The organism is Stenotrophomonas sp. 22LJNL06-5-1, assembly GCF_056861455.1.
The window spans coordinates 949,905-974,755 of the sequence record NZ_JBSPUE010000001.1; the positions used below are offsets into that span (position 1 = coordinate 949,905).

At 68.4% G+C, this 24,851-nt stretch carries 12 protein-coding genes; 2 read left to right on the plus strand and 10 right to left on the minus strand.

Translation table 11 applies throughout. From position 1 onward, the window contains the following. Positions 1 to 6 precede the first annotated feature (6 nt). The 6 genes from gspG to purL all read right to left on the minus strand — a co-directional run bounded on the left by gspG (position 7) and on the right by purL (position 17,121). Positions 7 to 450 (minus strand): type II secretion system major pseudopilin GspG, encoded by a 444-nt coding sequence (gene gspG / locus AC13GF_RS04485; RefSeq protein ID WP_010482031.1) that lies wholly within the window; start codon positions 448 to 450, stop codon positions 7 to 9. A 49-nt stretch (positions 451 to 499) separates the two neighbouring features. Then, a complete protein-coding gene (gene xpsF / locus AC13GF_RS04490; RefSeq protein ID WP_088024137.1) occupies positions 500 to 1,720 on the minus strand; it encodes a type II secretion system protein XpsF in 1,221 nt (406 codons plus the stop codon). Positions 1,721 to 1,744: 24 nt separating this feature from the next. Beyond that, on the minus strand, positions 1,745 to 3,469 hold the full coding sequence (gene gspE, locus AC13GF_RS04495; RefSeq protein WP_483003439.1) for a type II secretion system ATPase GspE: 1,725 nt from the start codon (positions 3,467 to 3,469) through the stop codon (positions 1,745 to 1,747). Between the two features lie 136 nt (positions 3,470 to 3,605). Further along, complete coding sequence (locus tag AC13GF_RS04500; protein WP_483003440.1) at positions 3,606 to 5,459, minus strand: S8 family peptidase; 1,854 nt, start codon at positions 5,457 to 5,459, stop codon at positions 3,606 to 3,608. Between the two features lie 157 nt (positions 5,460 to 5,616). Further along, positions 5,617 to 12,798 carry an ESPR-type extended signal peptide-containing protein gene (locus tag AC13GF_RS04505; protein ID WP_483003441.1) on the minus strand — a complete coding sequence of 2,394 codons (7,182 nt, stop codon included), beginning with the start codon at positions 12,796 to 12,798 and terminating at the stop codon, positions 5,617 to 5,619. A 438-nt stretch (positions 12,799 to 13,236) separates the two neighbouring features. Beyond that, positions 13,237 to 17,121 (minus strand): phosphoribosylformylglycinamidine synthase, encoded by a 3,885-nt coding sequence (gene purL, locus AC13GF_RS04510; RefSeq protein WP_483003442.1) that lies wholly within the window; start codon positions 17,119 to 17,121, stop codon positions 13,237 to 13,239. Positions 17,122 to 17,938: 817 nt separating this feature from the next. On the opposite strand from purL, the gene AC13GF_RS04515 reads away from it, so the two are divergent. Beyond that, the gene (locus AC13GF_RS04515; RefSeq protein ID WP_483003443.1) at positions 17,939 to 20,038 is read left to right on the plus strand and encodes a glycosyl hydrolase family 18 protein; all 2,100 of its coding nucleotides are present in this window, start codon (positions 17,939 to 17,941) and stop codon (positions 20,036 to 20,038) included. 121 nt (positions 20,039 to 20,159) lie between these two features. Here the strand turns inward: AC13GF_RS04515 and AC13GF_RS04520 are convergent, their stop codons facing one another. Together AC13GF_RS04520 and xerD are read right to left on the minus strand one after the other, a co-directional pair. Further along, positions 20,160 to 20,945 (minus strand): thioredoxin fold domain-containing protein, encoded by a 786-nt coding sequence (locus tag AC13GF_RS04520; protein WP_483003445.1) that lies wholly within the window; start codon positions 20,943 to 20,945, stop codon positions 20,160 to 20,162. A 99-nt stretch (positions 20,946 to 21,044) separates the two neighbouring features. After that, positions 21,045 to 22,022: a site-specific tyrosine recombinase XerD gene (gene xerD, locus AC13GF_RS04525; protein WP_483003446.1), complete on the minus strand. Its 978-nt coding sequence runs from the start codon at positions 22,020 to 22,022 to the stop codon at positions 21,045 to 21,047. A 56-nt stretch (positions 22,023 to 22,078) separates the two neighbouring features. On the opposite strand from xerD, the gene AC13GF_RS04530 reads away from it, so the two are divergent. Further along, the gene (locus AC13GF_RS04530) at positions 22,079 to 22,570 is read left to right on the plus strand and encodes an RDD family protein (protein ID WP_483003448.1); all 492 of its coding nucleotides are present in this window, start codon (positions 22,079 to 22,081) and stop codon (positions 22,568 to 22,570) included. Between the two features lie 82 nt (positions 22,571 to 22,652). On the opposite strand, the gene lptG is transcribed toward AC13GF_RS04530, so the two are convergent. Beyond that, the gene (gene lptG, locus AC13GF_RS04535) at positions 22,653 to 23,759 is read right to left on the minus strand and encodes an LPS export ABC transporter permease LptG (protein ID WP_483003450.1); all 1,107 of its coding nucleotides are present in this window, start codon (positions 23,757 to 23,759) and stop codon (positions 22,653 to 22,655) included. Beyond that, positions 23,756 to 24,838 (minus strand): LPS export ABC transporter permease LptF, encoded by a 1,083-nt coding sequence (lptF, locus tag AC13GF_RS04540; protein WP_032128008.1) that lies wholly within the window; start codon positions 24,836 to 24,838, stop codon positions 23,756 to 23,758. The genes lptG and lptF overlap by 4 nt, the downstream gene beginning before the upstream one ends. Between the last annotated feature and the right edge of the window lie 13 nt (positions 24,839 to 24,851).

Consider the following 24,851-nt stretch of genomic DNA (forward strand, 5'->3'; position numbering starts at 1 on the left):
GCCCGGTTACGGCTGGTAGCGGATATCGGCGTCGACGCTGCTGCCGCCGGCCTTGCCGTCCTTGCCCAGGCTGATCAGCTCATACGGCTGGCCTTCGCCCGGCGTACGGTATTCCAGCGCATGGCCCCACGGATCGTTCAGATCGGCCGGCTTGGCATACGGGCCCAACCAGCCACCGACGCCAGCCGGTGCAGTCACCAGGTCGTTGAGCGAGCCGGGCAGCTTGCCGGTATCGATCTGGTAGTTGTCGACCTTGGATGCGACGGTCTGCACCTGCGCCTTGGCGATGTTGGCCTTGCCGCGGTCGGCGCCACCCAGCACGCGGCTGGCGACCAGGGTCAGCACCGCGCCGATCAGCACGATGACGATGATGATCTCCAGCAGGCTCATGCCCGACTGGTTGCGCGCGGCGGTGAAGGAAAGGCGGATCGGTCGACGGGAAGCAATCATGGTCGGTCCTTTCAGTTGCGGAGTGTCGGGGTTGCGTAGGGATCCATCGTCAACCGATGGCATTGGTCAGGTCATACAGCGGCACCAGCACGGCGACGATCACCGCACCGACCACCGAGGCCAGCACCAGGGTGATCGCCGGCACCATCGCCGCCAGCAGGCGGTCGATGCGCCGGGCGCTATCCTGTTCGAAGGTATCGGCCGCTTTCAGCAGCATGGTATCGAGTGCACCGGATTCCTCGCCGACCTGGATCATCTGCAGCGCCAGGCGCGGGAAACGCTTGCCGCGCGACAGCGCCAGCGACAGGCCGGTACCGTTTTTCACTTCATCCGCGGCGGCTTCCACATCGGCGGCCAGCGCGCGGTTGCCCAGCACATTACGGGCGATGCCCAGGGCACCCAGCAGCGGCACGCCATTGCGCAGCAGCGTGCCCAGCGTGCGCGCCAGGCGCGCGGTTTCCAATTCGCCCAGCAGGCGGCCGATGCCGCGACGCTGCAGCAGCCAGCCATCCAGCGCCAGCCGGAAGGCCGGTTGCCGTGCCTTGCGTTCGAAGAACAGCGCCAGCACCGCCGGCACCACCAGCAGCAGCACCCACCAGTCGCGCACGAACAGGCCCAGCTGCAGCACCGCGTTGGTGAACCACGGCAGCGCCACATCCAGGCTCTCGTACATCTGCGCGAACTGCGGCACCACGTAGCCGAGCAGGAACAGCAGCGCGCCGCCCACCACCACCAGCAGGATGGCCGGATACACCAGCGCGTTGATCACCTTGCCCTGCAGGGCCCGGCTGCGTTCGAGGTAGTCGGCCAGGCGCTGCAGGGTTTCGTGCAGGCTGCCGCCGGCCTCACCGGCACGCACCATGTTCACGTACAGGCGCGAGAACAACCCATGCTGGCGCTCCAGTGCGGTCGACAGCGGCGCGCCACCGCGCACCACATCGCGGATGTCGGTGATCGCGCGGCGCGAGCGTTCGTCTTCGGGCAACCCGAGCAGGATCGACAGCGCGCGATCCAGCGGCTGGCCTGCACCGAGCAGCGTCGCCAGCTGCTGGGTGAACTGCAGCAATGCCGCGCCCTGCAGCGGCCGTTGGCGGAACAGGTTGCGCCAGGTACTGCCACCGATCGCACCGCCGTCCGCCAGCTGGGTCTCCATCGGCAGATGGCCCTGGTCCTGCAGGCGCGCGACCAGCTCGGCCTCGCTGGCCGCTTCCATCTGCCCGTCGAAGATCTCGCCGTGCGGATTCAGTGCCTTGTAACGGTAGGTCGGCATGTCAGCCCCGGCGTCCTGCGCGCATCAGCTTTCCTCGGTGACGCGCAGGACTTCCTCGATGGTCGTCTGACCACTGAGGGCCTTGGACAGGCCATCTTCGTACATCGTGCGCATGCCGGCTTCGCGGGCAATGCGTTCGATCTCGCCCATGCCATCGCGGCGCATCACCGCGCGCCGCAGCGCATCGTTCATCACCAGGAATTCCATGATGGTGGTGCGGCCGAGATAACCGGTCGGCGCCAGCGCGGAGGGCTTCGGGCGATACAGGTGGATCGGCCCCTGCGGCTGCAGGCGGCGCAGCTCGAATCGTTCGATTTCCTCCGGCGAGGCCTCATAGCGCTCGGCGTGGGTCGGTTCCAGCCGGCGCACCAGGCGCTGGGCGAGAATGCCGTTGATGGTGGAGGTGAGCAGGTAGTCTTCCACGCCCATGTCGAGCAGGCGGGTGATGCCGCCGGCTGCGTTGTTCGTATGCAGGGTGGACAGCACCAGGTGGCCGGTCAGCGCCGACTGGATCGCGATGCGCGCGGTTTCCAGATCGCGCATTTCGCCGATCATGATGATGTCCGGGTCCTGGCGCACGATGCTGCGCAGGGCGTTGGCGAAGTCCAGGCCGATCTGCGGCTTGGCCTGGATCTGGTTGATGCCTTCGATCTGGTATTCCACCGGGTCTTCGACTGTGATGATCTTGACGTCGGCGGTGTTGAGCTGGCTCAGCGCGGTGTACAGCGTGGTGGTCTTGCCCGAGCCGGTGGGACCGGTCACCAGCAGGATGCCGTGCGGCTGTTCCAGCACCTTGCGGAACTGCGGCAGGAAGGCGTCGGTGAAGCCGAGGCGGTGGAAATCGAACACCACCGTTTCGCGGTCCAGCAATCGCATCACCACGCTTTCGCCGTGCGCGGTCGGTACCGTGCTCACGCGCAGGTCCAGCTCCTTGCCCTGCACGCGCAGCATGATGCGGCCGTCCTGCGGCAGGCGGCGCTCGGCGATGTTGAGCCGGGCCATGATCTTGATGCGGCTGATCACCGCCGCGGTGAGGTTGGCCGGCGGGCTTTCACCCTCCACCAGCACACCGTCGACGCGGTAGCGCACTTTCAGCCGGCTCTCGAACGGTTCGACATGGATGTCCGAGGCGCGCAGCTCCACCGCCCGCTGGATCACCAGGTTGACCAGGCGGATCACCGGCGCTTCCGAGGCGAGGTCGCGCAGATGCTCGATGTCATCGACCGCACCGCCCTCGCCATCGGCGGTTTCGACGATCGCGCCCATCGCGCTGCGGCCCTGGCCGAACCAGCGCTCGACCAGGTCGTCGATCTCCGCACGCATGCCCAGCACCGGCGTCACCGGCACTCCCAGTGCCAGCTGCACCGCCTGCTGCGGGTAGGGATCGTGGGCATCGGCCAGCCACAGCCGTACGCCCTGTTCATCCAGGGCCAGCGGGCAGACGTGGAACTGCTTGAGGAAGCGCAGCGACAATGGCAGGCCTTCCGCCAGCCCTTGTGGCGGTGCTTCCGGCAGCTGCTTGCCTTCCAGCAGCGGCAGGCCCAGCACTTCGGCGCTGGCCTGTGCCTGGTCACGCTCGGACACCAGCCCCAGCCGCACCAGCAGGCCCAGCAGACTGCCGCCGGCCTCTGCGTGCAGCGGCCGCGCACGTGCCAGATCGCCTTCCTTCAGCCGGCCGCGCGCCAGCAGCGCATCCAGGATGCGGCCTTCAGCGTTGTCGGCAGCGGCGGTAGCAGCAAGCGCGTTCACATGACTCTCCTGTCAATCGGCTCGACTTTAACAGTTAAGCCATGATTTCCGCCGCCCCTCCACCACCTTTCGTAAAAAGACGAAGCCCGTCACACGCAGTGACGGGCTCCGGCCATTCAACTACACCCGTGCGTGCTTACTGCGTCGCCAGGATGCTCACGCCGTTGTAGGCCGCTTCGCCCACGACCTTGATGTAGTAGGTACCGGCCACCGGCTTGTTCACCCGCACCGTCTCGGATGTGCCGGGACGGGTCGACTTGGCATCGTTGTCGCTGGCGCTCGGTTCACGCCCCTGCGCGATGTAGACCGAGACATTGCCGGTGCCACCGTAGGTGATCACGCTGAGCTGCTTGCCGGCGGCAGCCTCGAAGCTGTACAGGCGGCTGCTGGCCGCAGCACCGTTCAGGCCACCGACGGCAGCCTTGTTGGTCAGCGGCGTGGCCACCGGCCCGCAGTTCTCGGTGCACGGTTCTTCCAGTGCCTTGGCCAGCGCGGCCTTGGCGTCGAGGATGCCGGTACCGATCGGCGTCGCCGCCGGAATGGCGACCGGGAACGGACGTGCGGTTTCCTTCAGCAGGGTGCGCATCGCCGCCGGGGTCAACGGATCCTTGCCCTTGGCGATCAGCGCGCTCTGCACCAGTGCGGCAACGGCGGCCACATGCGGCGAGGCCATCGAGGTACCGCCCATGCCCATGTAGCCCGGCGTGCCCGACTCCGGCGTGGTGGCCGCGTTGGAGCCGGTCTGCCAGATGTAGCCACCCGGGTTGCCGTCGACACTGCCGCCACCACCCGGACCGGACAGGTCAACACGGGTGCCGTAGTTGGAGTAGTAGGTGATGCCACCGGTGATGCGGGTGGCACCCACGGTCACCACGCCTTCGCAGCTGGCCGGACGGTACTTGGACGCGTTGTCGGTTTCGTTGCCGGCCGCCACCACCACCGTGGTACCACGCGAAATGGCACCGTTGATGGCGTCCTGGTAGGTGCTGCCGCAGGTACCGCTGCCGCCCAGGCTCATGTTGATGATCTCGGCCGGGTTGGTGTTGGCCGGGATGCCCGCCACCGTGCCACCCGATGCCCAGACCACCGCGTCGGCGATGTCGGACAGGTAGCCGCCGCACTTGCCCAGCACGCGCACCGGCAGCACCTTGGCCTTGTAGGCGACACCGGCCATGCCGACGCCGTTGTTGGTCTGTTCGGCCACGGTGCCGGCGACGTGGGTGCCGTGCCAGGAACTGTCCTCGGCCAGCGAGCCGTCATAGCACTCGTTGTCGTTCTCGACCCAATCACCGTAGTCCTGCGCACCCGGCACGCGATCGTTGGTCGGGCGCCGCGAGGTCTCCGCATCGCTGATGAAGTCGTAACCCTCCAGCAGGTTGCCGACCAGGTCCGGATGCTGCGGCAGGATGCCGGTATCGATCACCGCCACCACGATGCCCTCGCCCTGCGAGACATCCCATGCCGCCGGTGCGTTGATGCCGCCGACCGCATTGTGCAGATGCCACTGGTTCTGCTGGTAGAAGGGATCGTTCGGCACCAGTGCCGGCTGTACGTTGCCGGCACGCAGCTCGGTGCGGCGCAGCTTCACGTCGGCTTCGGCGTACTGCACCGACGGATCGGCCTGCAGTTCCTTCAGAACGCGCTGCAGTTCGGCCGGGGCCAGGCGGCCCTGCACACGGATGAGATCCGCACCGGTAGACAGCTTGCGGACCACCTGCGGGCCGAGCGTGCTGGCGCGGGAGGTGCCGCCGGAGAGGCTGGCACGGGTCAGTGCGGACTGCACGGTGGACAGCTTCGCCGAGCGGTCAGTGGCGGCAGCAGCACCGGCCCGGTACTTGACGATGATGCGTTCGGCTCCCGGCTGGGCGGTGCTGGCCTGGCGCACCGGTTCACGGGTCGGCAGTCCAGCGGCGTGGACGGCACCGACAGCCGTCATCGACAGCACGGCGGCGGCAAGCACATTGATGCGAAGGTTCTGCTTCTTGATCACGTCGAATTCCTCTTCTGGGTCATGGATCGAACCAACACTGCGGCCATCATTCCTTGACGACTCCCGGCCGGCCCAGCCGGGATTGCCGTGACCTCCCCCCAGGCCCTCACTGCAGGTGCTGCGCCGGCGTGGGTGGCCGCCGGCGCGATGGAGTGGCTTACCAGCCGAAGCCGGCACCGACGCCAACCGAGCTATCGTCGCTGCTGAAGGCACCGCCGAAGGTCACCGTGGCGCGATCGCTGATCGCACGCTGGTAGCCCAGCGACAGCGCCGATTCGCCGCCCTGGAAACCAATACCGACGCCGACCCGGTTCTGGGTGCGGATACCGGCGGCACTGGTGGCCATGTTGAGCATCGCCGCGCTCATCGCTCCCTGGCGGTCGATGCGGCGATCCATGTGGCGCAGGCGCCCGTCGATTTCGCCCTTGAACACATCGAAGCTGTCGGCGACGGCCTGCACGCGGCTGTCGGTGTAGCTGTTGGCCGTGGCCATGCCACGGTCGAGCTGGCCCTTGTTGACCGCATCGGTGGCCGTGGTACCGGCCGCCACGTTGGTGACCTGGCGCTCATTGCCCTCACTGCCCACCGAGACCGTGTTGGCACGATCGGCAACCGAGCCCTGGCCCAGCGCCACCGCGTTCGCAGCGGTGGCATTGGCGCCCTGGCCGATGGCCGTGGACGAGGCACCACTGGCGACGGCGCCTTCACCCATGGCCACGGCATTGAAGCCCGTCGCCGGAGTGCCGACCGGAATCCCGGCACCGGCAGCAGCAGCGGTCGGCGTGCCCTGTACACGCGCGGTGCTGGCCGGTGCCGCATCGGCCGTTGCAGGCGCATCAGCGGCGCTGGCCAGCGGGCCGTCATCCAGCGGAGTGCTCATTGCGCGCAGGCTGGCAGTCCCGGCACGCGAGCCACCGGCGGTGCGGCGGTCGATCTCGCTGACCTTGCGGTCCAGCGCACCGAGCGCATCGCCGACGTTGCTGTAGGTAGCGCCCTGGATCACATAGTTCGGTGCCACGAACACCCCCTGCATGCCAACGCTGGCACCACCGCCGAGGAAGCTGGCGGCATCGCTGAGCGACTGGAACAGCTGACCGCCGTTGATCGCCTGGCGACTGCCCGCAGCGATGCTGCCGGCGCCGACGTTGTCGATGGTGGTGCCCTGGAAACCGGACAGGGTCAGGCGGTCACGGCTGGCGTCGTCATAGCCGACGGCGCTGGCCGCGGTGGTTTCAACGGTGGCGATACGAGAATCAAAATCGCCCACGCGGGTTTCCACCGCGCCCACTCGCTGGTTGGTGACGTTGAGCTGCGAACCGGTGATGGCGTCGCTGCTGCCGGCGGCAATGCGGCCATCTGCCACGTTGACGATGCGGCGCGTGGCCGGACCATCGGTGCCATTGCCACCGCCGACCGACACCACGTTGGCATCGAGCGCACGCGAACCGGCACCCAGCGCCACCGAGTTCGCGCCGGATGCACCGGCGCTGGTGCCCAGTGCAAGGGCACCGTTGCCGATGGCCATCGCATTGGCACCCAGCGCATTGCTGCGTGCGCCGCTGGCAGTGGCTGCCGAACCGATCGCGGCGGCATCGCTGCCGCTGGCACTGGCGGTACCCGCGCCGGTGGCCTTGACGTAGCGGGCCGTACCATCGGCGGTCGCCGCGACCGCATCGAGCTGGCCACGATTGACCGCATCGGTGCGCTCGGTACCGGCAGCGACACGGGTGATCTGGCGATCACTGCTGGCACTGCCGACCGACACGGTGTTGGCACGGTCGGCGACCGAGCCCGCGCCCAACGCCACACTGCCTGCGGCACTGGCGGTGGCACTCACACCCACCGCCGTGGCATTGGCGCCGGTAGCCTTGCTGCCGTAGCCGGCCGCGGTACCAAGGCGACCGCTGGCTTCGGCATAGCTGCCCAGCGCCGAAGCGCCATCGGCCGAGGCATTGGCGCGGAAACCACTGGCCTGCGACTGGGTACCGCTGGCGATGGCCTGCGCGCCGCTGGCCGTGCTGTAAGCGCCCTTGGCCTGGGCGCCGGCGCCGGTAGCGCTGGCGCCGAGTTCGCTGGCGCTGGCGCCGCTGCCCACGGCCACGCTGTCGACACCACCAGCCTGGGCCGCGTTGCCGAGTGCGGCCGCATTGTTGCCGGTGGCGAGCGCATCGAAGCCCACCGCTGTCGCATTGGCGGCCATGGCATTGGCACCACTGCCCAGCGCGGTGGCGCCGTTGCCGATGGCGTTGGCCGCGTTGCCGGCAGCCAGTGCATTGTCGCCGTCGACCAGTGCGCCGGCCTCGCCATCGGCATTGCCGCTGGCCTGGAACTGCCGGCTGGTCTTGTCGGCGACGCTGGCGACCGCATCCAGCTGGCCCTTGTTCACCGCATCGGTGGCTTCGCTGCCGGCCGCGACGTGGGTCACCTGGCGCTCACCGCCGGCCTTGCCGACGGCCACGGTGTTGTCACGGTCAGCCTTGGAGCCGGCGCCGAGGGCGACGCTGTTGCTGCCATTGGCGGTGGCGTTGGCACCCAGTGCGGTAGCGCTGCTGCCGGCCGCCCACGAGTTCCAGCCAATCGCGGTCGCGTAGTCTTCGGTGGCCCATGCACCGGCGCCGAACGCCGCCGCACCGGTGCCACTGGCACGCGACGGGATCAGGCCGAAGAAGGTGCTGCCGCCGATGGCCACGCTCTCCTCGCCACTGGCCTCGCTGGACTGACCGACGGCAACGGCACCGGTACCGGCCGCAGCGGCACCGAAGCCGACTGCGGTGGTGTTGGCACCGCTCGCCGCCGAGCCGTAGCCCAATGCGGTGCCGAGGCGGCCACTGGCTTCGGCGTAGCCACCCACTGCGGTGGTGCCATCAGCCGAAGCCGCGCTGCGGAAACCGCTGGCGAGCGCCTGCCCGCCGCTGGCATTGGCTTCTGTACCTGTGGCCGTGCTGTAGGCGCCGCTGGCCTGTGCACGCGCACCCACCGCGCTTGCACCGACCTCGCTGGCGCCGGCACCGGTGCCCAGGGCCAGGCTGTCCTCGCCGGTGGCCTGTGCGTTGCTGCCCAGGGCAGCCGCGTTGCTGCCGGTGGCCAGCGCATCGATGCCCACGGCGGTGGCGTTGGCGGCCAGCGCATTGGCACCGCTGCCGAGTGCGGTGGCACCGTTGCCGATCGCGTTGGCCGCGTCACCAGCCGCCAGCGCGTTGTCGCCCTCCACCAGCGCGCCGGTTTCACCGTCGGCGTTGCCACTGGCCTGGAACTGCCGGCTGGTCTTTTCCGCTGCCGCAGCTACGGCGTCGAGCTGGTTCTTGTTGACCGCATCGTTGCCCTGCGTGCCATCGGCCACGTTGGTGATCTGGCGGGTGTTACCACCGCCGCCCACCGACACGGTGTTGTCGCGATCCGCGATCGAATCGGCACCCAGTGCCACGCTGTTGGCACCGCGCGATTCGGCGGCATTGCCCAGCGCGGTACTGTTGATGCCGCCCGACCAGGCGCCGCCACCCACGGCGGTGGAGTAATTGCCGGACGCTTCGGTGGCCAGCACGCCGAACAGCGAGCCGCCGACGGCGACACTGTTGGTACCGGTAGCCAGGCTGCCCTGGCCGGTGGCGGTGCTGTAGGCACCGGACGCTTCGGAGTCACCACCCACGGCCACGCTGTTGGAACCGGACGCATTGGCGAAGTTGCCGAACGCGGTGGCATTGAAGGCCGAGGCCTGTGCATAGCCACCGATGGCGGTGCTGTAACCGCCGGTGGCTTCGGCACCGATACCAAAGGCCGCCGATGCCGTACCACTGGCCACGCTCTCGCTGCCGACCGCGGTGGCCGCGTCGCCACTGGCATTGCTGAAGTAGCCCACGGCCACGGCTTCTTCGCCGGACGCTTCGGACAGCACGCCATTGGCAGTGCTACCGGCACCACTGGCGATGCTGGCCGCACCGAACGCCGCGCTCTGCTCGCCGCTGGCTTCGCTTTCCGCACCCTGCGCGGTGGCGTACTCGCCCGTGGCCTGTGCGTTGGCACCGACGGCGCTGGCGTTGGCGGCGGTTGCCAATGCGTTGAAACCCAGCGCCTGTGCGTTGCTGGCCAGCGCGTTGGCGCCGCTGCCCACTGCGGTGGCGCCATTGCCGATGGCGTTGGCAGCATCACCGGCCGCCAATGCGTTGTCACCCTCCACCATTGCACCGGCTACGTCATCACCATTACCGCTGGCCTGGAAGAAGCGACTGGTGTTGGATGCGGTGGTCGCAACCGCGTCCAGCTGCGCCTTGTTCACCGCATCCGTGGCCTGGGTACCGGCGGCGACGTTGGTGACCTGGCGTTCGTTGCCGCTGCTGCCCACCGACACCGTGCGCGCACGGTTGGCAACCGAACCGGCACCGAGCGCGACGGTATTGCTGGCACTGGCATTGCTGCCGGCACCGAGCGCGATCGCGCTCTCCCCACCGGCCACCGTATTGGTGCCGATGGCGATGCTGTTGATGCTGTTGCCCAGCGCCTGGAAGCCCAGTGCCACGCTGTTGTCGCCATAGCCGAAGGCACCGCGGCCGACCGCGGTGGAACTGGCGCCGTTGGCCCAGCTGTTGTAGCCGATGGACGTTGCGCCGCTGCCACTGGCCCACGCCGCATTGCCGAACGCCGAGGCATTGGTGGCGGTGGCCCATGCCCCCGAACCGAATGCTGCTGCGCCACTGGCAGTCGCCCAGCTGTAACCGCCTACTGCGGTGCTGTCATCGCTGCTGGCGAAGGCGCTGTCGCCGACTGCGACTGCATAGCTGCCGGTGGCGCGCGACTTGCCGCCTGCGGCGAAGCTGTTGTCACCACTGGCCTTGGCCGCGTTGCCGAAGGCGCTGCTGGCAGCCCCGGTGGCCTGCGCGCCACTGCCCACCGCAGTGGCATCGGCAACGGCAGTGGTGCCCACCTGCTGCGCTGTGCCATCGGCACCGATGATCGGCTGGTTGAACTCGTCGTAGGCCTGGCCGAGGCCACCGATGGCGACACCGCCATTACCGGTGGCCGCGCTGTTGCGGCCCACGGCCACGCTGTCATCGCCGATCGCCGACGCGGCAGCACCCTGCGCAATGGCACCGGCGCCGATCGCATTGCTCGACGAGCCCGCAGCGATGGAGCCTTCGCCATCAGCCAGTGCGCCAGCATCGCTGCCCGCCTCCGGCTGTGCCTGGAAGAAACGAGCGGTGGTATCGGCGGTGCTGGCTACGGCATCGAGCTGGGCCTTGTTCACCGCATCGGTGGCTTCGCTGCCCGCAGCGACACTGGTGATCTGACGCTCGTTGCCAGCGCTGCCGACGGCCACGCTGTTGGCACGCACGGCTTCGGAATTCGCGCCGAGCGCAACACTGTTTGCGCCGCGTGCGGTGGCGTAGTAACCCACCGCAGTGCTCTGCGCGCCACTGGCCCAGGTCTGCGCGCCCAACGCACTGGCGTTCTCGCCCGGTGCATAGGCGAAGTAGCCGACGGCGGTGGCTTCAGCACCGGAGGCTTCGCTCAGGCTGCCGTTGGCAACGGCACGGTCACCACTGGCGATGGCACCGGCACCGACGGCCGTCGCGGCTTCACCACTGGCCTGGGTCTGTACGAAGAAGCCCAGGCCGGGAATCAGGTCGGCCGGGCCACCGATGGCAACGCTGCTGGTGCCGGTCGCATTGCTCTGCGTACCCAGCGCGGTGGAGTAGTCGCCGATGGCATTGGCCACCGCACCGAATGCGGATGCCTGCGCGCCAGCCGCATAGGCACCCACGCCATAGGACGACGCCGCAAATCCGCTGGCTTCGGCACTGGCGCCGACTGCGGTGCCACCGACGCCTGCGCTGGTGGCGCCGGTTTCCACCGGTACGCCGCCACTGGTGATCAGCGGGTTGCCGTCGGCATCCACCGCAGCGCCGCCCACGGCCACGCTGCCTGGGCCGTTGGCCTGCGCGTTGTTGCCGAACGCGGCACTGTTCTGGCCCGAGGCCAGTGCGTTGTTGCCCACGGCGGTCGCATTCTGCGCGACGGCCGTGGCGCCGGCACCGACGGCCGTGGCGCCGTTGCCGATGGCATTGGCGGCCTCACCCGCCGCCAGTGCGTCATCACCTTCAGCCAGTGCACCGGCATCGCTGTTGCTGCTGCCGGTGGCCTGGAAGCGCTTGGCGGTGGCATCGGCCACTGCGGCCACGCCCTTCAGCTGACCGACATTGACTGCATCGTTGTCTTCGGTGCCCGCAGCGACGCTGGTGATCTGCCGGGTCAGGCCGTACTCGGCAGCGCCGACGGACACGGTATCGACACGGTCGGCCAACGAGCCGGCGCCGAGCGCCACGCTGCCGGTGGCAACCGCGGCGGAGTTGGAACCCAGCGCGGTGCTGTATTCACCGACAGCAGTGCTGAACGCACCGACTGCGATCGATGCTTCGTTGGCGGCGGTGGCGCCACGACCCAGCGCGGTGCTGCCCGGGCCCATCGCCACGGCACCGCCGCCGACAGCGGTAGCGCCATCAGCAGTGGCTTCGGACAAGGCACCCAGTGCGGTGGCCGCGCCGTTTTCACTGGCGGCGGTCGCGCTTGCGCCAACCGCGGTGTCGCCGAGTCCGAAGGCCGCAGCGCTTTGCCCGACCACCACGCTGGCATCGCCGATCGCCAGGGCGCCCTGGCCGAACGCGCTTGCGCCCAGGCCCGCGGCAATGGCCTGGGTACCGATGGCAGTGGTGGCATTGGCCAGCGACTGTGCACCCGCACCCGCCGCAACCGCGCCCTGGCCGTCGATCTTCGCCGCGTCGCTGTCATCACCTGCGCCGTCGGCCTTGAAATAGCGGCTTCCATCTGCAGCGACATCCGCCAGCGCAGCCTGTGTGGCGCGTGCCTGCGCGTCCAGCTGTGACTTGTTCACCGCATCGGTGGCCTGGGTGCCTGCAGCAACGTGGGTGATCTGCCGTTCCCTGCCGGCATCACCCACGGCCACGGTATTGGCCCGCGTGGCCCTGGAGCCGGCGCCCAGCGCTACGCTGTTGGCGGCAGTGGCGCTGCTGTTGCTGCCGATCGCCACCGCGTTGCTGCCCTTGGCGCTGGCCGAGCCTTCAATCAGGCACTTTTCGAGCAGCTTGCCGCTGAATGCCACGCAGGTGGCGCTGCCGCCGATCTGCACCGACTGTGCTGCGGCGGTGCCGCTCATGCCCAACCCCAATACCAGGCCCAGTGCCACCGCCAGCAGGGCGGGCGTGGCCCGTGTCGCATCGCGGCGCTGGTCGACGACCCCGCCACTGCTGCTGTCGGAGGAGGCCAGTTCCGAGGCCACCACCAACTGACCCAATGCTTTGTTCCAGACCTTGCGATAAATCCGATTCATCGGTACGGCTCCTGATTGGACTGGTTTTGGGCAAAGCAACGCCACCGCTGGGCTTTCCGGCCCAACGTCCCCTGGGGGCGTTTATTCGCGTGATTTACTGCGGGGTATTGCCGAACGGCGCGCAGCGACAGAAAACCGAGCGCGTGCGCCAACCGGTTACTGCGAAATGAATGATTCTGAAACGGGGTTCAAGTGTTAACGGCAACTTTCCAAATCGTCAAGACTTTGACACGACAAATCCTATTGCCGTGAAGCAGTTCACTATTTCACCTGTTTATGAAAGTGTTTTGTTAGGCATGCGTGACGAAGTTCCGCCGCATGAAAATCGATGTAACTAGCGGTCGCGACAGGAGTTTCACGCGCGCAAAGAAAAACCCGCCGATCAACGGCGGGTTTTTCCGTACGCAGCGGCATTGCGGCCTGCGCAGAACGATGCGATCAGCCGCACCACACCCGCGCGTTGCGGAACATGCGCATCCACGGCGAGTCGCCCTGCCACTCCGCCGGGGCCCAGCTCAGGTTGAGCGCGCGCGGCGTGCGTTCCGGGTGCGGCATCATGATGGTGACGCGGCCGTCGCTGCTGGTCAGGCCGGTGATGCCGTCCGGCGAACCGTTCGGATTCAGCGGGTACTGGCTGGCCACGTTGCCGTTGCCATCGATGTAGCGCAGCGAGACGCGGGCAGCGGCCTGGTCGACGGCGTTGTCGAACACGGCCTGGCCTTCGCCATGCGCCACCGCCACCTGCAGGCGCGAACCGGCCATGCCACGCAGCAGGATCGACGGCGATTCCACCACTTCCAGCAGCGCGGTGCGGGCTTCGAACTGCTCGCTGGCGTTGCGACGGAACTGCGGCCAGTGCTCGGCCCCCGGAATGATGCCCTTGAGCTGGCTCATCATCTGGCAGCCGTTGCACACACCCAGCGCGAAGCTGTCCTCGCGCGCGAAGAACGCGGCGAAGGCATCACGCAGCGTACTGCGCTCCAGGATCGAGGTGGCCCAGCCACGGCCGGCACCCAGCACGTCGCCATAGCTGAAGCCGCCGCAGGCGACCAGGCCGGTGAAGTCCTGCAATGCCACGCGGCCTTCGATCAGGTCGCTCATATGCACGTCGAAGGCGCGGAAACCGGCACGTTCGAAGGCGTTGGCCATTTCGATCTGGCCGTTGACGCCCTGCTCGCGCAGCACCGCCACGCGCGGACGCGCACCGGTGCTGATGAACGGGGCGGCCACATCTTCATTGAGGTCGAAGCTGAGCTTGGGCTTCAGTCCCGGCGCAGTGAAGGCACGGGCGATCTCACGCTCGGCATCGGCATTGGCCGGGTTGTCACGACGCTTCTGCATCGCGTGGGTGACGGACCACCAGGCGTCGAACAGCGCTTCCCAGCGCCATTCGGCCAGGTTCTCGCCGGCCAGCGACACGCGCACCACCGGTGCGGTGGTCGGCTTGGCGATGCGCTGCGCACACTCGGTCAGTGCATGGCGCTCGACCAGATCGGCGAAGGCCGCACGGTCTTCTCGCGCGATCTGCACCACCGCGCCCAGTTCTTCGTTGAACAGGCTGCGGAACGGATCATCGCCCCAGGCATCAAGGGTGATGTCCAGGCCCAGGCGCGAAGTGAAGGCCATTTCGCAGAGTGCGGCGAAGGCACCGCCATCGCTGCGGTCGTGGTAGGCCAGCAGCAGGCCGGCCTGGCGCGCATCGCGGATCAATTCGAAGAAGCCACGCAGGCGCTGCGGGTCGTCCAGGTCCGGCGCGGCACCGGCGAAGGCCGGCAGATCGCCATGGTCGGCATGCACCTGGGCCAGGATCGAACCGCCCAGGCGCTGCTTGCCAGCACCCAGGCCGATCAGCCACAGCTCGCTGTCCACGTCACGGTCGAGCAGCGGGGTCAGCTGCTGGCGAACGTCGGCCACCGGCGCGAACGCCGAGATCACCAGCGACACCGGCGACACGCTCTTGTGCGCTTCACCCTGGTCGTGCCACTGCGCCTGCATCGACAGCGAGTCCTTGCCGACCGGGATGCTGATGTCCAGCTGCGGGCACAGTTCCATGCCCACCGCCTTCACCGCGTCGTACAGCAGCGCGTCTTCACCCGGGTGGCCGGCCGCGGCCATCCAGTTCGCCGACAGCTTGATCTCATCCAGCGCATCGACAGGGGCCGCGCACAGGTTGGTCAGCGCTTCGCCCACCGCCATGCGTGCAGAAGCAGCGGCGTCGAGCAGGGCCAGCGGGGTGCGCTCGCCGATCGACATCGCTTCGCCGGCCACGCCATCGAAGTCGGCCAGGGTGATCGCCACGTCGGCCACCGGCAGCTGCCACGGGCCAACCATCTGTTCGCGTGCGGTCAGGCCACCGACGCTGCGGTCACCGATGGTGACCAGAAAGTTCTTCGAAGCGACGGTCGGGTGCGCGAGCACGCGCAGGCCGGCTTCCTGCAGGTCCAGGCCACCGGTCTTCAGCGCCGGCCAGCGCGGGGCCGGCGGGTGCGCGGTGTCGCGGTGCATCTTCGGCGGCTTGCCGAACAGCACGTCCATCGGCAGGTCGATCGGTGCGTCGGCCGGGGTGTGGCCCGGCACGGCGCCGTAAGCCACCACCAGGTGTTCCTCGGCGGTGGCCACGCCAACCGCGGCGAACGGGCAGCGCTCGCGGGCACACAGCGCGGCGAACTCGGCCAGGCGCTCCTGGGCCACGCCCAGCACGTAGCGTTCCTGCGACTCGTTGCACCACAGCTGCATCGGCGACAGCGACGGATCATCGGTGGGCACCTTGCCCAGGTCGATGACACCGCCGACCTTGGAGTCGTGCAGCAGTTCGGGGATGGCATTGGACAGGCCACCGGCACCGACGTCGTGGAAGAACTTGATCGGGTTGTTGGCGCCCATCGCCACGCAGCGGTCGATGACCTCCTGGCAGCGGCGTTCCATTTCCGGGTTGTCGCGCTGCACGCTGGCAAAGTCCAGGTCCTCGGCGCTCTCGCCGGAGGCCACCGAACTGGCGGCGCCGCCGCCCAGGCCGATCAGCATTGCCGGGCCACCCAGCACGATGACCACATCACCGGCCTGCAGCTGGATCTTGTCGACCTGCACGCGGTCGATCGCGCCAAGGCCACCGGCCAGCATGATCGGCTTGTCGTAGGCACGCACCAGATCGGCGCCTTCCGGCAGCTCGAAGCTGCGGAAGTAGCCGAGCAGGTTCGGGCGACCGAATTCGTTGTTGAACGCAGCGCCGCCAAGCGGGCCGTCGGTCATGATTTCCAGTGCCGGCGCCATGCGCGGGTTCAGCGCGCGCGGCGCTTCCCACGGCTGCGGCAGTTCGGGAATGCGCAGGTGCGAGACCGAGAAACCGGACAGGCCGGCCTTCGGCTTGCCGCCACGACCGGTCGCGCCCTCGTCGCGGATCTCGCCACCGTTGCCGGTCGAAGCGCCCGGGAACGGCGCGATCGCGGTCGGATGGTTGTGCGTTTCCACCTTGATCTGGAAGGCGCTGGGCACCTGCGGCTCGCGGCGGTATTCACCACTGGCCGGATCGGGGCGGTAGCGCGACGCCGGATGGCCTTCAATCACCGCGGCATTGTCGCTGTACGCGCTGAGCGTGTGCTGCGGGGTCTGCTGGTGGGTGTTCTTGATCATCCGGAACAGCGAGCGGTCCTGCTCCTGGCCGTCGATGGTCCAGCTGGCGTTGAAGATCTTGTGGCGGCAGTGCTCGGAATTGGCCTGCGCGAACATCATCAGCTCGACGTCGGACGGTGCGCGGCCCAGCGCGGTGAAGCGTTCGCGCAGGTAGTCGATCTCGTCCTGGGCCATGGCCAGGCCGAGGCGCTGGTTGGCGGCCTCCAGCTGGTCCACCGGCACGCGTTCCAGTTCGCCACGGGCCGGCGCCGAGAACAGCGCCTGGCCCTGTTCCACGGTTTCCAGCACCGACTGCGTCATCGGGTCGTGCAGCGCCTTGACCAGCGCCTGCTGGGCGGCGGCATCGGCCGGCCAGGCCTGCACGTCGATGCGCAGGCCACGCTCGACCCGGCTCACCGGCTGCCCGGCACCGCGGACCAGTTCGGTGGCCTTGCTCGACCACGGCGACAGCGTGCCCAGGCGCGGCACCACGATGCGGCTGACCGCGCCTTCGGCCACGGCCTCGGCCTGCGGCGCAGCTTCGAGGATGCGGCACAGGGTGGCGAGGTCGGGAGCGGCGCTGCCTTCGGGCTGCACGAAGTAGACGTGCCAGGCACCGCTGATGCGCAGGGAGGGAGCGATGGACTGCAGGCGGGATTCAAGACGTTCGCGGCGGAACGGCGACAGGGCGGGCGCGCCCTCGAGGACCATCATGTCCGGGGAACCGTAGTTGGGAAACGGGCCCGACATTGTACCGGAAGCGGGGGATGGGCTTTGGCCGGGCGGCGCCCGGCACCCGCCGAGGCCAGAGCCGAAGCAACGGCCAAAGCGAAAGCGGGGTTCCCGTGGGATGGCGGGGTGGGTCCGGTTGCGGGGGACGCCGTAAACCCGTCCTTGGGGGCTTGGCCGCGGCATCCATGCCGCGGACACCCCCGCAACCGGACCCACCCCGCCTTCGACAGATTTCCGCGATCTGCGGTAGATCCACACCATGCGTGGATGCTCCCCGGTAGTGCCGGCCGCTGGCCGGCAACCAGGGAAATCTCAGGAATCAGGCATTGAAGAGCGCAGCGACCGGCTTCTGCTTTTGATTTTTTGTTCTGTCTTCCGTGGCTGGCCGCGCAGGAACCTGTCCGTGGCCGGGCGGGTGGGCTGCGCAGGGGCGTGAGCCGCATGGATGCGGCGACCGAGCTTACATGGACGTACTTGCAGCGTCCCCTGCGCAGCCTACCCGCCCGGCCAACCCCACAGAAATCCGCTGTTCGCGGAAAGCCCAGCCACGAGGGGGCTCCGCCGATGGCCGCCGACCGCGCGCAGCGCCGCGCTCCGCCCGAATCCCGGAACCATGCACTTGCTCACGGATTGACCACGCGATTGATGACAACGTTGTCCCCACCTGGCGCCGGACTCTCTCCCCGGCCTCCCAGGTGCCTCCGTCCGGCCCCACCCGTCGCCTTCCCCGGCGACGCCCGGACCTGCGTCACGCGCGGCGCCATCGGGGCCCGCGCGCCCTTTGATCGGAGACTTACCCATGTACGACCCGATTGTGCGCAGTGCCGAACGTTCGACCCGAAGCTGTCGTCCCCGCCGCCTGGCCTGGCTGCTTGCCCTGGCCGCCGGTACCGCCGCCCTGCCCGGCCTGGCGCAGGCCGCCAGCTGTGCCGGCGTGGCCCAGTGGGACCAGGCCAAGATCTACCGGGCCGGCGATACCCTGCAGAAAGGAGGCGTCCTCTATCGGGCGAACCAGGACATCTGGAACGCGCCGCCGGACCATCCGGCCGGTGCGCCCTACTACACCAACCTCGGCGCCTGTGATGGCAGCGGCGCCAACCAGCCGCCGGTGGTCAGCCTGACCTCGCCGGCCAACGGCGCCACCTTCAGTGCCGGCAGCACGGTCAACGTGACCGCCACCGCCAGTGATCCGGACGGCAGCGTCGCCAAGGTCGAATTCTTCCGCGATGGCAGCACGCTCGGCGTGGCCACCAGTGCGCCGTATGCGGCCAGTTGGGCCAATGCCAGCGCCGGCAGCCACACCCTGCGCGCGGTGGCCACCGACAACAACAACGCCACCACCAGCACGCCGACCATCACCATCACCGTCAACGCTGCCGGCGGCGATACCACCGCGCCGAGCGTGCCCGGTGGACTGGCGGTGGGCACGCGTACCGCCAACAGCATCGCGCTCAGCTGGAGCCCGTCCACCGACAACACCGGTGGCAGCGGCCTGGCCGGCTACGACGTGTACCGCAATGGCAGCCTGGTCGGTTCGCCGTCCAGTGCCAGCTACGTCGATGGCGGGCTGACCGCATCGACCACCTACCGCTACCGCGTACGTGCCCGCGACAACGCCGGCAATGCGTCGGCACAGGGCACCGAGATCAGCGCCACCACGCTGGCCGGCGACGGCGGCACCACCGGCAAGCGGGTCATCGGTTACTTCACCCAGTGGGGCATCTACGGCCGCAACTACCGGGTCAAGAACATCGACAGCAGCGGCTCGGCCGCACGCCTGACCCACATCAACTACGCCTTCGGCAACGTGCGCAACAATCGCTGCGAAGTGGGCATCACCCAGCCGTCGGATCCGAACAGCGGTGCCGGTGGCGATGCCTTCGCCGATTACACCAAGGCCTTCAGTGCCGCCGAGAGTGTCAGCGGCAGCGCCGATACCTGGGACCAGCCGCTGCGTGGCAACTGGAACCAGCTCAAGCAGCTCAAGGCCAAGTACCCGGGCATGAAGGTGCTGATCTCGCTGGGTGGCTGGACCTGGTCGCGCGGCTTCTCCAGCGCGGCGCGCCCGGAGAACCGCCAGGCCTTCGTCGCCTCGTGCATCGACGCCTACATCAAGGGCAACCTGCCTGTAACCGACGGTGCCGGTGGTGCCGGTGCCGCGCTGGGTGTGTTCGACGGCATCGACGTCGACTGGGAATATCCGGTAGCCTGCGGCATCGAATGCGGCAAGCCGGAAGACAACGCCAACTTCACCGCGCTGATGGCCGAGTTCCGCCGCCAGCTCGATGCGGTGCGTCCGGGCCTGTTGCTGACGGTGGCGGTGGGTGCCGGCATCGACAAGATCCGCGTCACCGATCCGGCCGCGTACCACCCGTACCTGGACTACATCAACGTGATGACCTACGACTTCCACGGCGCGTGGGATGCGAAGACCAATCACCAGTCGGCGCTGTTCGATTCGCCGAATGATCCGTCCACCGGCGACCAGAAGCTGTACAACAGCAACGACGCCATCGAGGCCTTCATCAGCCGTGGCGTGCCCGCCGCCAAGCTCAACCTGGGCATCGGCTACTACGGGCGTGGCTGGACCGGTGTGGCCAACGCCAACAACGGCCTGTACCAGACCGCGACCGGCGCCGCCCCGGGTACCTACGAGGCCGGCATCGAAGACTGGAAGGTGCTGAAGAACCTGGCGTGGCCGGGCTACACCGACAGCACCGCCGGTGCCACCTGGATCTACAACGGCAGCACGCTGTGGAGCTTCGATACCCCGGCCAACATCACCCGCAAGATGGGCTACGTGAAGACCCAGGGCCTGGGCGGCGCGTTCGTCTGGGAGTTCAGCGGTGACGATGCACAGGGCACGCTGACCAAGGCGGTCAGTGATGGCCTGAAGTAAGAAAAAAGCCGGGGATGCGACACGCATCCCCGTCTTCCCACCTGTAGAGCCGAGCCCATGCTCGGCTGATGTTTCGGCAACCGAGCATGGGCTCGGCTCTACAGGAAAAGGTCGGCGGCGATCAGCGCTTGGCCGACAGCTTGTCCAGCGCCGCGCGCAGCTGCGCCGGCGGCAGGTAACCACCCAGCTGGGTGCCGTCCGGCGCGAAGATCGCCGGCGTGCCGTTCACGCCCAGCTGCTGGCCCAGCGCGTACTGCATCGCCACCGGGTTGGTGCAGTTCTTGGCCGGCACATTGCCGCCGCGCTTGGCGTTGGTCAGGGCCTGGCGACGATCCGCCGCACACCAGACCGAGATCATGTCGGTGTAGTCCTTGCTGCCCAGCCCCATGCGCGGAAACGCCAGATACTCGACGGTGATGCCGTTGCGGTTGAGCTCGGCGATGTCCTGGTGCAGCTTGCGGCAGTAGCCGCACTCGATGTCGGTGAACACGCTGATGGTGTACTTGGCATTCGGCGCGGCGAACACGATGCGGTCGCCATGGTTGGCCTTGGCCAGCAGATCGCGACGGTAGCCGAGCAGGCCTTCGCTGTTGGCCGGACCCTTGGCACGCGTGTCGTACGGCTGCGACTGGAACAGGTAGCGACCGTCATCGGACACGTACAGCAGCTGGCCGGAAACGACGACCTCGCGGAAGCCGGGGAACGGTGCAGCACCGATGTAATCCACCTGGAAGCCGGGATTGAGCGCGGTCAGCGCGGCGCGCACGGCCTGGTCGGCCGAAGCGTTGGCGGCCGGGCCGGCCTTGGCCGCAGCAGCGGCGGGCGCCTTGGCGGCCGGCGGAGCCGGCTGGGCGCAGGCGGTCAGGCTGAGCGCACCGAACACGGCGGCGATGGCAAATCGGAGCATGGAGCGTTCCGCGGCAGAAGAAGAGCCCGGATTCTGACACAGCCACTGCAACCGGTTCGCGACGACGCGCACGGCGCAAGGCAGGGTTCAGGCCCTCGCTCAGCCGCGTGGATGATGGCGGGCGTGCAGCTTCTGCAGGTGTTCGCGGGCCACCAGGGTGTAGATCTGGGTGGTCGACAGCGAGCTGTGGCCGAGCAGCATCTGCAGCGCGCGCAGGTCGGCGCCGCGGTTGAGCAGATGCGTGGCGAAGCTGTGGCGCAGGCCATGCGGGCTGATCCGCACCGGGTCGATGCCGGCCACCTGCGCGTGGCGCTTGACCAGGTGCCAGAACGCCTGCCGGGTCAGCGCATGCAGCGTCGGCTCGACAAACAATGGGGTCTGCCCATCCGCCAGGGCATGCACCTTGCCCTTGCCGACCAGCAGCGGGCGCGATGCCTGTAGATAGCGCTCCAGCCAGTGCTGCGACTCCTCACCCAGCGGCACCAGCCGTTCCTTGCTGCCCTTGCCGGTGACCCGCAGCACACCCTGGCGCAGGTTGACCGCGGTGGCCGGCAGCAGCACCAGCTCGCTCACTCGCAGACCGGCCGCGTACATCAACTCCAGCATGGCGCGGTCGCGCAGGCCCAACGGGCTGTCGATATCCGGTGCCGCCAGCAGCGCGTCGATCTGGCTTTCGGCCAGCGCCTTGGGCAGCAAGCGTGGCAGCTTGGGCGGATCCAGCAGCGCGCTGGGGTCCTCGCTGCGTTCGCCGCGGCGCACGCCGTCGGCAAAGAACGCCCGCAGCGCCGACAGCAACCGCGCATTGCTGCGCGGAGACCAGCCATGACGGGTGCGCCAGGCCAGGTAATCGAACAACCCCGGGCGCTCGATGCCGGCCAGGCCACCGTCGCGCCCATCCATCCAGCGCGCCAGCCCTTCCAGATCGCGACGGTAGCTGTCGAGGGTGGCGCGGGCCAGACCGTTCTCGGCCCAGATCGCATCGAGGAAGCGCTGGATGCGCACGCTGTCGTCGGCGCGCAGTTCGGGCAGTTGCTGGACCAGCTGGCGGCGTTCGGCGGGGGTGGAAACAAGGGCCATGCGTGCAGGATACGAGGGCCACTGCGGGCACGGCCAGCTTTGCGTATGCTCGGCGCATGTCCCGCCCTGCCACCGACACGGCCCCTGCGGCCGCTACCGAAATGCCCCGCCCGCGCGCACTGCTGTTGTGGCGCCTGCTGGCAATGCTCTACGACGCGTTGCCGGTACTGGCGCTGTGGATGCTCGCCGGCACGCTGTTCACCCTCGCCTACACCATCAGCGGCCACGCGCAACGCGAGAACATCGCGCCGTTCAGTGCCTGGCAGTGGCTGCTGTGGGCGGTGTGCTGGGCGATCACGGGGTGGTACGCGACGGCAAGCTGGCGCCGCGGCGGGCAGACGCTGGGCATGCGGCCGTGGCGGCTGAAACTGCACTCAGGGGATGGCGCGCCGCTGCGACGCAGCCAGCTGTGGCTGCGTTTCGCCGTGGGCACGCTGTCGCTGCTGCTGGGTGGGCTGGGGTTCTGGTGGGCGTGGGTCGATCGCGAACGCCTGACCTGGCACGACCGCGCCAGCGGCACCCGCCTGGTGCGCATGCCGAAACGGTGATCCGCGCTCTGTAGCGTCGAGCCATGCTCGACTCACGGGCGCAGTGCGGAAACAGCCGGGCCAGGCCCGGCTCCATGGGGGGTCAGCCCGACTTGCGCCGGAACAGCAGTCCGGACACCGCCAGCATCACGATCGGCGGCAACGCGTAGGCGATGCGGTAATCGAACTTCAACGCGCCGGCCATGCGCCCGAAGAACAGCTGCAGCAGCCAGAAGCCCAGTGCGAACAGGATGCCCAGGAACAGGCGCTTGCCCATGCCACCGCTGCGCAGCGACCCGAACGCGAACGGCACCGCCGCCAGGCACAGCGCCAGCACGTTCACCGGGTAGAACCAGCGGCTCCAGTACACATCCTCGAAGTCGCGCGCATCCAGCCCGTTGCGCTGGCGGTAGGCAATGCTGGTGCTCAGCTCGGCCACGCTGAGGTTGCGCGGCTTGGCGATGCCGGTCGCCAATGCGGCCGCATCCAGCTTCGAATTCCACGGTTCACGCGCGATTTCCTGGCGGGTCGCCGAGCGCTCGCCGAAGGTATCGCGACGTACCCCGGTCAGCACCCAGCCATCCTTGTCGTGTTCGGCGGTATCGGCATGGGTCAACGAGGCGATGCCCCCGTTCTCGGCGATGCGGTACAGGCGTACGTCGCGCAGGATCAGGCGCGTGCCCTTGTCGCCGACCAGCTGCTCCTCGCCGCTCTGCGCGTTGAGGAAGGTATCGCCCTCGCGTGCCCACAGGCCCGAGTAGCGACTGGTAGCGATATCCCGCCCCCACTTGGCACTGGATTTGAGCGCATCGGCTCGGTCCTGGCCCCAGGGGCCCAGGGTCTCCGCGCTGAACACCATCACCGCGGTCAGCAGCGACAGCGCGATCGCCACCGACACGCTCAGGCGCTTTCGCGACAGGCCCAGCGCACGCAGTGCGGTCAGCTCCGAGGTCGCCGCCAGCTGGCCCAGGCCCATCAGTGCACCGATCACCGCGGCGGTGGGGAACATGGTGTAAGCGCGGCGTGGCACCGTGTACAGCACCCATGCGGCGGCATGGCCCAGCGTGTAGCCGTTCTTGCCGATGTCCTTGAACTCGCCGGAGAACGCCATCACCACGTCCAGGCCGACCAGTACGGCCCAGGTCAGCAGCACCGTGGTGAATACCGACCGGCCCAGGTACAGGTCGAAACGCATCGGGCGCAGCCTCATGCGCGGGCTCCCTTCGGGCGGCCCAGGCGGCCATCACGTGCATACATCCAGATTGCCAGCGCCAGCAACGGCAGGGTCAACCACCACAGCCCGAGCGCAGGGGGGATCTTGCCGTTGGCGATCCAGCCGCTGCCGATGAACATCAGGTTGGTGCCGACCATGTAGGCCATCAGCGCCAGCATCATGCGGCCGTAGCGCTGCTGGCGCGGCGAGCTGCGGCCCAGCGGCACGGTCAGCAGGGCGAACGCCAACGCGATCAGCGGCGGCGCCAGGCGGCGGTGCAGCTGGGCCTGCGCCTGCGGACGCTCATCGCCGATCAGCTGCAGGGTCGGCATCAGTTCCGGGTCATCCTCGGTGCGGGTCTGCGCACCATCGGGCAGGGCCACGTCATTGCGGGCGAAGGTCGCCAGGCGGTAGTCCAGCCCACCGGCCACCGGCCCTTCCACCTGGTGGCCGTCATCCAGCTCCAGGAAGCGCTGGCGGGTGCCCTCGAAGAACATGCGGCCACCATTGGCCGACACCACCTCCAGGCGGTCATCCTTCTGGCGCTGCAGGAACACCTTGCCCAGCTGGGTGCCATCGGGCGAGATCGAGGACAGGTAGACCACGCCGCCATTGGGCAGCGGGGTGAAGCGGCCCGGCTCCAGGCCGGCCATCAGCACGCTGCGGTTGGCCTCGATGATCATCTGCTCGGCCACCCGGCCGGCCCACGGGCCCAGCCACAGCGAACAGGCGCCCACCAGGGCCACCACCGGCACCACCAGCATCAGCAGTGGCCGCAGCAGGCGCTTGGGGCCGACACCAATGGCGGTGATCACCGCCATTTCCGAGTCGCGGTACAGGCGGGCGATGGCCAGCAGCAGGCCCAGCATCAGTGCCAGCGGCAGGATCAGCGGCAGGTAGGCGATGAACTGCAGGCCCAGCTGCGAGAACAGCAGCTTGGCCGGCAGGCGCCCGTCGGCGATGTTGCCGAGGATGTCCACCAGCACGCCGCCCACGCTGACCACCAGCAGGACGATCAGGGTAGCCAGGAAACTCTGGACGAAATCGCCCAGCAGGTATCGGTCGAGCTTCAGCATGGGGCGGTGGTTT